The sequence below is a fragment of the Bacillus sp. RAR_M1_44 genome (assembly GCF_020165935.1).
Classification (GTDB): Bacteria; Bacillota; Bacilli; order Bacillales; family Bacillaceae; genus Bacillus; species Bacillus altitudinis.
The window spans coordinates 1,979,724-1,993,185 of sequence record NZ_JAIUKX010000001.1 but is presented as its reverse complement, the minus strand read 5'-3'; the positions used below and the strand labels follow the sequence as shown (position 1 = coordinate 1,993,185).

The window sequence follows — 13,462 nt, the reverse complement described above, 5'->3', positions numbered from 1 at the left end:
ATGTCCAAACTAAGTTCCAAAAAACAGGCCCAATCCCCGATTGCCCATAAAAAAAGACCATCTAATGGTCTATGAATACAAAGGCGGCGTATGAAGATTTTTAAGCTTTCTTACATAATCAGCATAACTAGGATCCGAGGTTGATGTAGAAATTAACTTCCGTTCACAATCTCGGCATAAAAACTGATGATATAAATAAATTCCCTTTGTTTTTTTCTCTTCACAAATCAAACAAATCGCTTCTCGCTCTTTTTTGCTCATTGTGACACCTCCACTTATAGCTTCAGTATGCCCTAGCGCTTTCAATTGTATACAAAATTAAGAATGTTTTAGATGATAGTTTAGTATATGTATCCATGCCAGATCGAGTGTTTGTTCCTTTTTTAAAACACAAAAAAGACCAGTTCCGATTGGAACTGATCCTTTGAAAAGCTTGGCGGCGTCCTACTCTCACAGGGGGAAACCCCCAACTACCATCGGCGCTGAAGAGCTTAACTTCCGTGTTCGGTATGGGAACGGGTGTGACCTCTTCGCTATCGCCACCAAACCTGATGGAGAGAATGTTCTCTCAAAACTAGATAACAACGTTCATTTTTCACATTAGAATATAGGTTAAGTCCTCGATCTATTAGTATCTGTCAGCTCCACGTGTCACCACGCTTCCACCTCAGACCTATCAACCTGATCATCTTTCAGGGATCTTACTTCCTTGCGGAATGGGAAATCTCATCTTGAGGGGGGCTTCATGCTTAGATGCTTTCAGCACTTATCCCGTCCGCACATAGCTACCCAGCGATGCCCTTGGCAGAACAACTGGTACACCAGCGGTGCGTCCATCCCGGTCCTCTCGTACTAAGGACAGCTCCTCTCAAATTTCCTGCGCCCGCGACGGATAGGGACCGAACTGTCTCACGACGTTCTGAACCCAGCTCGCGTACCGCTTTAATGGGCGAACAGCCCAACCCTTGGGACCGACTACAGCCCCAGGATGCGATGAGCCGACATCGAGGTGCCAAACCTCCCCGTCGATGTGGACTCTTGGGGGAGATAAGCCTGTTATCCCCGGGGTAGCTTTTATCCGTTGAGCGATGGCCCTTCCATGCGGAACCACCGGATCACTAAGCCCGACTTTCGTCCCTGCTCGACTTGTAGGTCTCGCAGTCAAGCTCCCTTGTGCCTTTACACTCTGCGAATGATTTCCAACCATTCTGAGGGAACCTTTGGGCGCCTCCGTTACATTTTAGGAGGCGACCGCCCCAGTCAAACTGCCCACCTGACACTGTCTCCCTGCCCGATAAGGGCAGCGGGTTAGAAGGTCAATACAGCCAGGGTAGTATCCCACCGATGCCTCCACCGAAGCTAGCGCTCCGGTTTCCAAGGCTCCTACCTATCCTGTACAAGCTGTACCAACATTCAATATCAGGCTGCAGTAAAGCTCCACGGGGTCTTTCCGTCCTGTCGCGGGTAACCTGCATCTTCACAGGTACTATAATTTCACCGAGTCTCTCGTTGAGACAGTGCCCAGATCGTTGCGCCTTTCGTGCGGGTCGGAACTTACCCGACAAGGAATTTCGCTACCTTAGGACCGTTATAGTTACGGCCGCCGTTTACTGGGGCTTCAATTCGCACCTTCGCTTACGCTAAGCGCTCCTCTTAACCTTCCAGCACCGGGCAGGCGTCAGCCCCTATACTTCGCCTTACGGCTTCGCAGAGACCTGTGTTTTTGCTAAACAGTCGCCTGGGCCTATTCACTGCGGCTTCTCGGGGCTTTAACACCCTAAGAAGCACCCCTTCTCCCGAAGTTACGGGGTCATTTTGCCGAGTTCCTTAACGAGAGTTCTCTCGATCACCTTAGGATTCTCTCCTCGCCTACCTGTGTCGGTTTGCGGTACGGGCACCTCTCACCTCGCTAGAGGCTTTTCTTGGCAGTGTGGAATCAGGAACTTCGCTACTAAATTTCGCTCGCCATCACAGCTCAGCCTTCACGGGAAACGGATTTGCCTATTTCCCAGCCTAACTGCTTGGACGCGGATATCCAATACCGCGCTTACCCTATCCTCCTGCGTCCCCCCATTGCTCAAATGGTGAGGAGGTGGTACAGGAATATCAACCTGTTGTCCATCGCCTACGCCTTTCGGCCTCGGCTTAGGTCCCGACTAACCCTGAGCGGACGAGCCTTCCTCAGGAAACCTTAGGCATTCGGTGGACGGGATTCTCACCCGTCTTTCGCTACTCATACCGGCATTCTCACTTCTAAGCGCTCCACCAGTCCTTCCGGTCTGACTTCACTGCACTTAGAACGCTCTCCTACCACTGTTCGTAAGAACAGTCCGCAGCTTCGGTGATACGTTTAGCCCCGGTACATTTTCGGCGCAGAGTCACTCGACCAGTGAGCTATTACGCACTCTTTAAATGGTGGCTGCTTCTAAGCCAACATCCTGGTTGTCTAAGCAACTCCACATCCTTTTCCACTTAACGTATACTTTGGGACCTTAGCTGGCGGTCTGGGCTGTTTCCCTTTCGACTACGGATCTTATCACTCGCAGTCTGACTCCCAAGGATAAGTCATCGGCATTCGGAGTTTGACTGAATTCGGTAACCCGGTAGGGGCCCCTAGTCCAATCAGTGCTCTACCTCCGAGACTCTTACCTTGAGGCTAGCCCTAAAGCTATTTCGGAGAGAACCAGCTATCTCCAGGTTCGATTGGCATTTCACCCCTACCCACACCTCATCCCCGCACTTTTCAACGTGCGTGGGTTCGGGCCTCCATTCAGTGTTACCTGAACTTCACCCTGGACATGGGTAGATCACCTGGTTTCGGGTCTACGACCACGTACTCATGCGCCCTATTCAGACTCGCTTTCGCTGCGGCTCCGCATCTTCTGCTTAACCTTGCACGGGATCGTAACTCGCCGGTTCATTCTACAAAAGGCACGCCATCACCCGTTAACGGGCTCTGACTACTTGTAGGCACACGGTTTCAGGATCTATTTCACTCCCCTTCCGGGGTGCTTTTCACCTTTCCCTCACGGTACTGGTTCACTATCGGTCACTAGGGAGTATTTAGCCTTGGGAGATGGTCCTCCCGGATTCCGACGGAATTTCACGTGTTCCGCCGTACTCAGGATCCACTCTGGAGAGAACAACATTTCAGTTACAGGGCTGTTACCTTCTTTGGCGGGCCTTTCCAGACCTCTTCGCTTATATCGTTCCTTTGTAACTCCGTATAGAGTGTCCTACAACCCCAAGAGGCAAGCCTCTTGGTTTGGGCTGTTCCCGTTTCGCTCGCCGCTACTCAGGGAATCGCATTTGCTTTCTCTTCCTCCGGGTACTTAGATGTTTCAGTTCCCCGGGTATGCCTTCTCATACTCTATGTATTCAAGTATGGATACTACTCCATTACGAGCAGTGGGTTTCCCCATTCGGAAATCTCCGGATCAAAGCTTGCTTACAGCTCCCCGAAGCATATCGGTGTTTGTCCCGTCCTTCATCGGCTCCTAGTGCCAAGGCATCCACCGTGCGCCCTTTCTAACTTAACCATTTCTTACTTTAGAAAGAATCACTATGTGTGATGAACTTTGCATTGCATTCAATGTGAATGTATTACTTATTGTTATCTAGTTTTCAAAGAACACGTTGGTGGAGCCTAGCGGGATCGAACCGCTGACCTCCTGCGTGCAAGGCAGGCGCTCTCCCAGCTGAGCTAAGGCCCCGATTTAATAGAAGATGGTGGGCCTGAGTGGACTCGAACCACCGACCTCACGCTTATCAGGCGTGCGCTCTAACCAGCTGAGCTACAGGCCCATCTTTCATATCGAAGATATGATGTTGTAGGATCTTTTGCAAGTTCCTTCAAAACTAAACAAGACGAAAAACGTACGCTGCTCCATATATCCTTAGAAAGGAGGTGATCCAGCCGCACCTTCCGATACGGCTACCTTGTTACGACTTCACCCCAATCATCTGCCCCACCTTCGGCGGCTGGCTCCATAAAGGTTACCTCACCGACTTCGGGTGTTGCAAACTCTCGTGGTGTGACGGGCGGTGTGTACAAGGCCCGGGAACGTATTCACCGCGGCATGCTGATCCGCGATTACTAGCGATTCCAGCTTCACGCAGTCGAGTTGCAGACTGCGATCCGAACTGAGAACAGATTTGTGGGATTGGCTAAACCTTGCGGTCTCGCAGCCCTTTGTTCTGTCCATTGTAGCACGTGTGTAGCCCAGGTCATAAGGGGCATGATGATTTGACGTCATCCCCACCTTCCTCCGGTTTGTCACCGGCAGTCACCTTAGAGTGCCCAACTGAATGCTGGCAACTAAGATCAAGGGTTGCGCTCGTTGCGGGACTTAACCCAACATCTCACGACACGAGCTGACGACAACCATGCACCACCTGTCACTCTGTCCCCGAAGGGAAAGCCCTATCTCTAGGGTTGTCAGAGGATGTCAAGACCTGGTAAGGTTCTTCGCGTTGCTTCGAATTAAACCACATGCTCCACCGCTTGTGCGGGCCCCCGTCAATTCCTTTGAGTTTCAGTCTTGCGACCGTACTCCCCAGGCGGAGTGCTTAATGCGTTAGCTGCAGCACTAAGGGGCGGAAACCCCCTAACACTTAGCACTCATCGTTTACGGCGTGGACTACCAGGGTATCTAATCCTGTTCGCTCCCCACGCTTTCGCTCCTCAGCGTCAGTTACAGACCAGAGAGTCGCCTTCGCCACTGGTGTTCCTCCACATCTCTACGCATTTCACCGCTACACGTGGAATTCCACTCTCCTCTTCTGCACTCAAGTTTCCCAGTTTCCAATGACCCTCCCCGGTTGAGCCGGGGGCTTTCACATCAGACTTAAGAAACCGCCTGCGAGCCCTTTACGCCCAATAATTCCGGACAACGCTTGCCACCTACGTATTACCGCGGCTGCTGGCACGTAGTTAGCCGTGGCTTTCTGGTTAGGTACCGTCAAGGTGCAAGCAGTTACTCTTGCACTTGTTCTTCCCTAACAACAGAGCTTTACGATCCGAAAACCTTCATCACTCACGCGGCGTTGCTCCGTCAGACTTTCGTCCATTGCGGAAGATTCCCTACTGCTGCCTCCCGTAGGAGTCTGGGCCGTGTCTCAGTCCCAGTGTGGCCGATCACCCTCTCAGGTCGGCTACGCATCGTCGCCTTGGTGAGCCGTTACCTCACCAACTAGCTAATGCGCCGCGGGTCCATCTGTAAGTGACAGCCGAAACCGTCTTTCATCCTTGAACCATGCGGTTCAAGGAACTATCCGGTATTAGCTCCGGTTTCCCGGAGTTATCCCAGTCTTACAGGCAGGTTACCCACGTGTTACTCACCCGTCCGCCGCTAACATCCGGGAGCAAGCTCCCTTCTGTCCGCTCGACTTGCATGTATTAGGCACGCCGCCAGCGTTCGTCCTGAGCCAGGATCAAACTCTCCGAAAAAGTACAAAACCGAAGTTTTGTTTTTCGTCAGCGTTTGACTGACTACCTATGATGTATCATAGGATTTTTTTATAAAAACTCGAATTAACAGGTACGTTTTGTCTTGTTTAGTTTTCAAAGAACTTGTTTACCGCTTCAGAAGCGACTAGAACATCTTATCACGTCCAAGTTGTTAGTGTCAACAACTTTTTTGTTATTATGTTTTTTCGTTTCTTCGTCATCAGCGACGTATATTAATTTACCACCATATATAATCAAAGTCAACAATATTTTGCATTAAATAATAAACTTTTCAATTACGACTAAAGCTGCTACACCTGGAATGCCCAACAAACCACTAATTCCACTCGTTACAGGGTTAATGGAAACATGAAGCCCTAAACTCTCACCGAATAAATTGAGACAAAATAAAAAAAGAGCACCTGCGACAAACTTAACTCCAATAAGCCCTAACCATTTGAATGGATTCGCTTGAACACCTGACATAAACAACAATAAAACAGCTAACAAAATTGAACCAATCACAATAACAGGTTCCATAATCCTCTCATCTCCTCTTCATATGAATAGTACAAGCATATGAGAGCATTATGGAAAATAGACCTGCTATCTCCAGTTGTTTAAACGTAAATTTCTCTTTTTCGCTTCTCTCAGATAGAAAAAGTACTTCGCTTGAGCAAGCTTTAATTCGAATAGAATGTCCGGTGAAGGCTCAACGCTGTTTGCGACAAGCTTTTTTTGTCTGTTCCATTCTTCCTTTTGCTTAAAAAGCTGTTGAATTAATATCTCATCGAATTCTTTTCGAATTGATTTTCTGCGAAGAAAACCCATGTACCGTACTTCTCCTTCCTACATCTCACGTCTGCCTTCTAGAGCCTTAGAAAGTGTGACTTCATCCGCATACTCTAAGTCTCCACCTACTGGGAGTCCGTGAGCAATGCGAGAGAGTTTAATTCCTGATGGTTTCAACAATCTAGAGATATACATGGCCGTTGCTTCTCCCTCAATGTTTGGATTGGTTGCAAGAATGACCTCTGTGACTTGATCGTCTTGCAACCTTTTTAATAGATCAGGAATTTTAATATCCTCTGGTCCAATTCCGTCCATTGGTGAAATAGCACCATGAAGCACATGATATAAGCCGTTGTATTCTTTCATTTTTTCCATTGCGATCACATCTTTTGGATCCTGCACGACACAGATCACAGATTGATCTCTTCTTGTATCTTCACAAATGTAACAAGGATCCTGATCGGTGATATGTCCGCAAACAGAACAATAAGTTAAATTACGCTTTGCATTAACAAGTGCCTTCGCAAAATCCAGCACGACATCTTCTTGCATACTAAGAACAAAAAAAGCCAGACGGACCGCAGTTTTAGGTCCGATTCCTGGCAATTTCATAAAGCTATCAATCAGCTTTGATATTGGTTCAGGATATTGCATCTTCAGTTATTCCTCCTAGAATAAACCTGGCATGTTCATTCCTTTTGTGAATTGACCCATTGTTTCATTCGTTAGTTCATCAACTTTTTTCAATGCATCATTTGTTGCTGCAAGTACAAGGTCTTGAAGCATATCGATGTCTTCAGGATCAACAACTTCTTCATTAATCGCCACATCAACGACTTCTTTTTGTCCATTTACTTTTACAGTGACCATGCCGCCACCTGCCGTACCTTCAAGGACTTTTTCTGCAAGCTCTTCTTGAGCCTTAGCCATTTCCTTCTGCATTTTTTGCATTTGTTTCATCATTTTTTGCATATTTCCCATTCCACCGCGCATATGAACACCACTCTCTTTCAAATTGTTAATCTTTAATTTCAATTAAATCGGTTCCTACTAACTTCTTTGCTTCTGCAATTAATGGATCTTCTTCAGCAGAAGCTGCCTGACCATCTGCTTGTTCTTCAGGCTGATGATCTCTCAAAAATTCTTCTCTTATTTTACCCCATTGAGCGTCAGGAACGCCAACTAATTCCACTCTTTTTCCTAGCATAGATTCTAGCAGTTGCTCAAGATTGGTTCGAACACCACTTTTATCTTCGGCCACCATCTTACAATGTATTTCAAATTTGAATTTTAAAACAAAGGCATGAGTTGCCGCCGCAACTGGTTCACTATCTGTTAATAGCGCAGCGTGAGATACCTTATTTTGCTGTTTTAATTGGGCAAGAAGCTCTCCCCATTTGCCTTTTATTTTTTCTAGTTCCGGTCGCTTCGCTTCTTTTAAAATCTCATGAATTCGACCGACAGGTGCACGATAGCCATTTTTATTACTCGTTTGAGGTCGAGGTGCTTCCGTTTTTGCTTGAGGACTCTGAGACTGAGTCATTGGAACACCCTCAGCTTTTAGCCTAGATAGCTCCTGTTCCAGCCTGTCTATTTTATTCGTTAACGCTGTTAGGTCGGAATCAGCCGGAGATGATACAGCACCAGCCGTTGACTGACAGAGCTTAACCACAGCTACTTCAAAGAAAATTCTAGGATGGTTTGTCCATTTCATTTCCTGATGGCTTTTATTCAGCACTTCAATCGTTTCATAAAGAAACTGAGGTGCCACACGTTCTGAAAGAGCCACAAACTTATCGTCGACTTTGACTTTTTCAAGGACACCTTCAAGATCCGGTGCTGTTTTGAATAGAAGCATATCTCTAAAGTAGAAGATCATATCCTCTATTAATTTCGCAGCATCTTTCCCCTGTTGAAGCAATTCATTTAACGTATCCAGCGCTATCGCAATATTTTGCTCAAAAATGGCTTCAGCAAGCTGACTAATGAAATGCTGAGATACAGCACCTGTAATGAGCAGTGCATCATCAATTGTTAGCTGTTCACCACTAAATGAGATCGCTTGGTCAAGGAGACTAAGTGCGTCACGCATGCCTCCATCTGCCGCACTAGCAATAATCTCGAGTGAACCCTCTTGTATATTTAGGCTTTCTGCATCTACAATTTTCTCCATTCGTCCAACAATATCTTTTGTCGTGATCCGTTTAAAATCAAATCTCTGACATCTTGATATGATGGTAAGAGGAATCTTATGAGGCTCTGTGGTAGCCAAAATAAAGATACAATGAGCAGGTGGTTCCTCTAGCGTTTTAAGAAGTGCATTAAATGCCCCGATAGAGAGCATATGTACCTCATCTATAATATAAACCTTATATGTAACCGCTGAAGGAGCAAATTTCACTTTATCACGTATATCCCGAATTTCATCTACCCCGTTATTTGAGGCAGCATCTATTTCAATCACGTCTGAAATCGAACCGGTCGTAATCCCTCTACAGGCATCACACTCATTACACGGCTCACTAACAGGTGACTTTTCACAGTTCACTGCTTTCGCAAAAATCTTGGCAGCACTTGTTTTACCTGTTCCTCTAGGACCTGAAAATAAGTAAGCATGAGAAAACTTTTTCTGCAAAAGGGCATTTTGCAACGTTTTTGTGATGTGTTCTTGTCCAACAACATCCTCAAAAACTTGAGGTCTGAACACTCGGTATAAAGCTTGATAACTCACAAATACGCCCTCCTCCATTTATCATCATGTTCATTATACATGATGCAACGATCAATTCAAAAGTACACCTTTATTTTCTAACAAACGAAAAAGAGCATTTCCTTTAAAGACTTTTTACTTTTCTTGATTAAAAAATGTGTTTTCCTGCTTTCTGAAAATGTCTGCCAGATCAACAAGAACATTTGTTCCGCTTATAAATTACTTCAAAAATACCTCACCCCGAAAATGGCTTTTTTGCTATTTGTATAAACAAAACAACTGATATATTCTTTCAATAGCAACAAAAAACTCACCTAGATAAACTAGATGAGTTACATTTAATATTGATTTACCGTGCACCTTCTGTCGATTCGCTACCCCAAGCGTTACTTAAACAGTTAGCTCGGCCCAGGCAACCCTGCGGCACATGAGAGGTTTCACTTAATGCTGCTTCCTTCCGGACCTGACATGGTTCATGAATTCCCATTGCGCAGGACCCAGACGTCAACACCACTTATTTAAGGCAGACCTTGAAGTAAACGAACCTTGAGAAGGGATTCGGCCTCGCTAGAGCGGATTGCGAGTACAGGGCACCGCTACCTCCCCGCTTAGCACGGCAAAATGAATATTAAATTGTTGGTGACGCAGACATAAGTATACCTTCTAAGTGATAAAATTGCAAACGACATCCATTCATTTACTTTTCGACTGCTTCTTACGCTGACGGAGGTCTCGAAAGAACTGACTTAACAGCTCACCACACTCATTTTCAAGCACACCGCCAATGACTTCAGACTGATGATTGAACCGCTCATCGTCCAATAAATTCATTAAAGTACCAGCACATCCACCTTTAGGATCATAGGCACCAAAAACGACCTTTTTCACTCTTGAAAGTACAATAGCGCCTGCACACATTGGGCACGGTTCGAGTGTAACATAAAGTACAGCATCTTCTAAACGCCAGCTACCAGTCATTTTACACGCTTCATCAATAGCAAGTAATTCCGCATGAGCAATTGATCGCTGTTCACTTTCCCTTAAATTGTGAGCATGGCTTACAATTTGATCATCAACAACGATGACGGCACCGATTGGAACTTCTCCTATTTGTTTTGCTTTCAAAGCTTCAGAAATAGCTTCTTGCATAAACTGTTCATCTTTCGTCATAGTACGGCTCTCTTTTCATGTTTTTTTAAAGGATATTGAGGTTAACATATTATCACAATCTTTTAAAGGGGGTCTTGATTTGCCAAAACAACAAAAGGCACTACTTATTATTGACATGATCAATAATTTTGATTTCGAAATGGGACATGTGCTTGCTGAAAAAACAGAGCAAATGACCAATAAAATTTTAGCCCTTAAACGACACGCTTTCAAGAAAAATTGGCCAATTATCTATATCAACGACCACTATGGACTCTGGAAGGCTGATATCAAAGCTGTTATGGAAACATGCAAAAACGAAAGAAGTACCCCTATTTTAGAACAAATGGCACCATCTAAAGATGATTACTTCTTAATTAAACCTAAGCACTCTGCCTTTTACGGAACAGCACTAGAGACACTCCTAAATGAATTAGGTGTGCAAGATCTTATTTTAACTGGAATTGCCGGAAACATCTGTGTCCTGTTCACTGCAAATGACGCTTACATGCGAGAGTACAACCTTACTGTACCTAAAGATTGTATTGCTTCAAATGATGATAGGGACAACGAGTACGCTTTAACCATGATGGAGAACGTTCTTCTTGCCAAAATCACAACAACTAAAGAGATCACGGATGAAAATCAAACATGATTTATCCATCACCCTCATAAATTGTTAGCAATAACAAAGGGGGCGTTGACCATTCAAATTTATGTTGTCAAAAGAGGAGATACATTAAATGAAATTGCCATGCGTTTTAAAACAACGGCAAATGAAATCATTCGGACCAACGACATCGAAACACCAAATCAACTAGTCGTTGGACAAACAATTGTCATCCCTATTAGAGGTCAATTTTATGAGGTCAAACAAAATGATACACTTTATCAAATTGGAAGAAGATTTCAAATTTCGGTAGAAGAATTGGCACGTGTGAATCGGATTCGGCCTGAAGCCATATTGCCTATTCGTTTTTTGCTTTATATTCCACAAAGACCGAAAAGAAATATTAATTCTAATGCTTATATAGAACCTCGCGGAAACCAAGTCAGCGAAAATTTAAAGCAAGCAGCCAGAGAAGCATCTCCATACTTAACACATCTCGGTGCCTTTAGTTTTCAAGCACAAAGAGACGGCACACTTCGCGAGCCACCGTTAGATCAATTACCTCAAATTGCCGCTCAAAGCAGAACGGTTTTAACCATGGTAGTCACAAATCTAGAGAATGATAAATTTAGTGATGAACTCGGGCGAATCCTTTTAACAAATCAATCTGTCAAAACGACATTATTAAATGAAATCGTCCGCGTTGCTCAAAAGTATCAATTAAAAGAAATCCATTTTGACTTTGAATATTTACGCCCAGTTGATAAAGAAGCTTACCTTCAATTTTTAAGAGAGGCAACAACTCGTTTTCATCAACAGGGTTGGACTATTTCTGTGGCACTCGCTCCTAAAACAAGCAGTAAACAGAAAGGAAAGTGGTATGAGGCGCATGACTATGAAGCAATTGGTAAGATTGTTGATCATGTTGTACTGATGACTTATGAGTGGGGCTACAGCGGCGGGCCTGCACAAGCCGTCTCTCCGATCGGCCCTGTCCGCCAAGTCATTGAATACGCACTGACTGTCATACCTGCCAATAAAATTGTGATGGGGCAGAATTTATATGGTTATGATTGGACGCTTCCTTATGTTCAAGGAGGCCCTATCGCCAAAGCCGTCAGCCCTCAACAAGCGATTGCCATTGCTAGAGAGAATAATGTATCCATTTTATATGACGAAACAGCACAAGCACCTTATTTCCGTTATACAGATGCTAACAACAAAGAACACGAGGTTTGGTTTGAAGATGCAAGATCCATTCAAGCCAAATTTAATCTCATTAAAGAGTTAAACCTAAATGGAATTGCTTACTGGAAATTAGGTCTATCCTTCCCACAAAACTGGTTGTTGTTATCAGATCAATTTAATATTGAAAAAAGAACAACATCGTAATTCATTGGCTCTATCTCTCAGAAGGGGTATGGTACAATATACATTGGTTTGACAACTTTATAGATAGAGGAGAACGCCTATGTATCCTGCCCCTTTTATTGCAGTGGAAGGCCCAATTGGAGCCGGAAAAACAACCTTGGCTACAATGCTTTCAAAGGAATTTCAATTTCCTTTAGTAAAAGAAATTGTAGAAGAAAATCCATTCTTAGATAAATTTTATGAAGATATGGAACAATGGAGCTTTCAGCTTGAGATGTTCTTTCTATGTAATCGGTTTAAACAGTTAGAATCTATTGAAGAGAACTATGTCAAAAAACAGCAGCCGATTGTCACTGATTATCATGTCTATAAAAATATGATATTTGCAGAAAGAACCTTATCCAAAAAGCACATGGATAAATACAGAAAGATTTATCACTTGCTGACAGATGATCTTCCTAAACCAAATGCCATGATCTATATAAAAGCCAGCCTTCCCACCTTACTTGATAGAATAAAGATGAGAGGCCGATCTTTTGAAGAAGACATTGATCCAGCTTATTTAAAAACCCTGATTGAAGATTATGAGTTGGCCATCGAGCATTTAAAACAAACTGACCCAGGGCTTCCTATCATTACAATTGAAGGCGATCATACAGACTTCGTTTCCTCACAGCAAGATTACCAGCAAATTGTACAGAACATAAAGGAGCAAGTACTATGAAAAATATTGAAATACCAAAGGATGCTGTCATTACAATTGCAGGGACAGTTGGTGTCGGAAAATCGACCATGACGAAAACAATAGCGGACAAGCTAGGGTTTCAAACTTCTCTCGAAAAAGTAGATGATAATCCATACTTAGAGCCTTTTTATTCGGATTTCCAAAGATGGAGCTTTCATTTACAGGTCTATTTTCTAGCTGAACGTTTTAAGGAACAGAAACGAATCTTCGAGTCTGGTGGAGGTTATGTACAAGATCGGTCAATTTATGAGGACACTGGTATTTTTGCTAAAATGCACGCAGACAAAGGTACCATGTCAGAGGTAGACTATGAAACGTATACGAGTCTATTTGAGGCGATGGTGATGACACCTTACTTCCCTCACCCAGATGTCCTCATTTACTTACATGGGGATTTAGATCATATATTACATCGTATTGAAGAGCGCGGGAGAGAGATGGAAACTCAAACCGATCGAGCATATTGGGAAGAAATGTACACTCGATATACGGAATGGATTGAACAATTTGATCTGTGCCCTGTGATTAAAATTAATATTGAAGATTACGACTTACTTCATGATGAAAGCTCACTTGATCCAATTCTTCATGAAATTGCTTCTGTTATTCAAAAAAATCGCTCTAACACAAAATAAA

Annotated in this window: 11 protein-coding genes, 2 tRNA genes, 3 rRNA genes and 1 other RNA gene; 4 read left to right on the top strand and 13 right to left on the bottom strand. The window is 44.1% G+C overall.

The window, feature by feature from the left end; genetic code table 11:
* Nucleotides 1–69 precede the first annotated feature (69 nt).
* The 13 genes from LCD34_RS10555 to tadA all read right to left on the bottom strand — a co-directional run bounded on the left by LCD34_RS10555 (nucleotide 70) and on the right by tadA (nucleotide 10,121).
* Nucleotides 70–261 (bottom strand): sigma factor G inhibitor Gin, encoded by a 192-nt coding sequence (locus LCD34_RS10555; RefSeq protein WP_017359334.1) that lies wholly within the window; start codon nucleotides 259–261, stop codon nucleotides 70–72.
* 170 nt (nucleotides 262–431) lie between these two features.
* A 5S ribosomal RNA gene (gene rrf / locus LCD34_RS10550) occupies nucleotides 432–547 on the bottom strand.
* A gap of 61 nt (nucleotides 548–608) precedes the next feature.
* A 23S ribosomal RNA gene (locus LCD34_RS10545) occupies nucleotides 609–3,539 on the bottom strand.
* Nucleotides 3,540–3,637: 98 nt separating this feature from the next.
* A tRNA-Ala gene (locus LCD34_RS10540) sits at nucleotides 3,638–3,713 on the bottom strand.
* A gap of 14 nt (nucleotides 3,714–3,727) precedes the next feature.
* Nucleotides 3,728–3,804, bottom strand: a tRNA-Ile gene (locus LCD34_RS10535).
* A 96-nt stretch (nucleotides 3,805–3,900) separates the two neighbouring features.
* A 16S ribosomal RNA gene (locus LCD34_RS10530) occupies nucleotides 3,901–5,449 on the bottom strand.
* The 16S, 23S and 5S rRNA genes sit together here with 2 tRNA genes alongside, the layout of an rRNA operon.
* Nucleotides 5,450–5,725: 276 nt before the next feature.
* Nucleotides 5,726–5,989, bottom strand: a complete 264-nt coding sequence (locus LCD34_RS10525; RefSeq protein WP_008342006.1) for a pro-sigmaK processing inhibitor BofA family protein — start codon at nucleotides 5,987–5,989, stop codon at nucleotides 5,726–5,728.
* 66 nt (nucleotides 5,990–6,055) lie between these two features.
* Nucleotides 6,056–6,280 carry a YaaL family protein gene (locus tag LCD34_RS10520; RefSeq protein ID WP_008342008.1) on the bottom strand — a complete coding sequence of 75 codons (225 nt, stop codon included), beginning with the start codon at nucleotides 6,278–6,280 and terminating at the stop codon, nucleotides 6,056–6,058.
* Between the two features lie 18 nt (nucleotides 6,281–6,298).
* Entirely contained in the window at nucleotides 6,299–6,895 is a 597-nt protein-coding gene (gene recR, locus LCD34_RS10515) for a recombination protein RecR (protein WP_003218094.1), read from the bottom strand.
* Nucleotides 6,896–6,910: 15 nt separating this feature from the next.
* Nucleotides 6,911–7,234, bottom strand: a complete 324-nt coding sequence (locus LCD34_RS10510; RefSeq protein WP_224559436.1) for a YbaB/EbfC family nucleoid-associated protein — start codon at nucleotides 7,232–7,234, stop codon at nucleotides 6,911–6,913.
* A 25-nt stretch (nucleotides 7,235–7,259) separates the two neighbouring features.
* Nucleotides 7,260–8,972, bottom strand: a complete 1,713-nt coding sequence (gene dnaX, locus LCD34_RS10505; RefSeq protein WP_017359011.1) for a DNA polymerase III subunit gamma/tau — start codon at nucleotides 8,970–8,972, stop codon at nucleotides 7,260–7,262.
* Between the two features lie 331 nt (nucleotides 8,973–9,303).
* Nucleotides 9,304–9,568: signal recognition particle sRNA large type (gene ffs / locus LCD34_RS10500), an RNA gene on the bottom strand.
* A gap of 76 nt (nucleotides 9,569–9,644) precedes the next feature.
* A complete protein-coding gene (tadA, locus tag LCD34_RS10495) occupies nucleotides 9,645–10,121 on the bottom strand; it encodes a tRNA adenosine(34) deaminase TadA (RefSeq protein WP_224558931.1) in 477 nt (158 codons plus the stop codon).
* A 79-nt stretch (nucleotides 10,122–10,200) separates the two neighbouring features.
* Between tadA and LCD34_RS10490 the strand changes: the two genes are divergently transcribed.
* The 4 genes from LCD34_RS10490 to LCD34_RS10475 all read left to right on the top strand — a co-directional run bounded on the left by LCD34_RS10490 (nucleotide 10,201) and on the right by LCD34_RS10475 (nucleotide 13,461).
* On the top strand, nucleotides 10,201–10,755 hold the full coding sequence (locus LCD34_RS10490; protein ID WP_113747071.1) for an isochorismatase family cysteine hydrolase: 555 nt from the start codon (nucleotides 10,201–10,203) through the stop codon (nucleotides 10,753–10,755).
* A gap of 99 nt (nucleotides 10,756–10,854) precedes the next feature.
* The gene (locus LCD34_RS10485; protein WP_234823389.1) at nucleotides 10,855–12,102 is read left to right on the top strand and encodes a glycoside hydrolase family 18 protein; all 1,248 of its coding nucleotides are present in this window, start codon (nucleotides 10,855–10,857) and stop codon (nucleotides 12,100–12,102) included.
* A gap of 79 nt (nucleotides 12,103–12,181) precedes the next feature.
* Entirely contained in the window at nucleotides 12,182–12,805 is a 624-nt protein-coding gene (locus LCD34_RS10480; protein ID WP_017366700.1) for a deoxynucleoside kinase, read from the top strand.
* Nucleotides 12,802–13,461 (top strand): deoxynucleoside kinase, encoded by a 660-nt coding sequence (locus LCD34_RS10475; RefSeq protein WP_024719578.1) that lies wholly within the window; start codon nucleotides 12,802–12,804, stop codon nucleotides 13,459–13,461. Before LCD34_RS10480 ends, LCD34_RS10475 begins: the two co-directional genes overlap by 4 nt.
* Nucleotide 13,462 lies beyond the last annotated feature (1 nt).

Bases quoted from the DNA above. Each gene is read 5' to 3' on its own strand.
- LCD34_RS10555 (WP_017359334.1), bottom strand. From the start codon at position 261: ATGAGCAAAAAAGAGCGAGAAGCGATTTGTTTGATTTGTGAAGAGAAA.
- LCD34_RS10525 (WP_008342006.1), bottom strand. From the start codon at position 5,989: ATGGAACCTGTTATTGTGATTGGTTCAATTTTGTTAGCTGTTTTATTG.
- LCD34_RS10520 (WP_008342008.1), bottom strand. From the start codon at position 6,280: ATGGGTTTTCTTCGCAGAAAATCAATTCGAAAAGAATTCGATGAGATA.
- recR (WP_003218094.1), bottom strand. From the start codon at position 6,895: ATGCAATATCCTGAACCAATATCAAAGCTGATTGATAGCTTTATGAAA.
- LCD34_RS10510 (WP_224559436.1), bottom strand. From the start codon at position 7,234: ATGCGCGGTGGAATGGGAAATATGCAAAAAATGATGAAACAAATGCAA.
- tadA (WP_224558931.1), bottom strand. From the start codon at position 10,121: ATGACGAAAGATGAACAGTTTATGCAAGAAGCTATTTCTGAAGCTTTG.
- LCD34_RS10485 (WP_234823389.1), top strand. From the start codon at position 10,855: ATGCGTTTTAAAACAACGGCAAATGAAATCATTCGGACCAACGACATC.
- LCD34_RS10480 (WP_017366700.1), top strand. From the start codon at position 12,182: ATGTATCCTGCCCCTTTTATTGCAGTGGAAGGCCCAATTGGAGCCGGA.
- LCD34_RS10475 (WP_024719578.1), top strand. From the start codon at position 12,802: ATGAAAAATATTGAAATACCAAAGGATGCTGTCATTACAATTGCAGGG.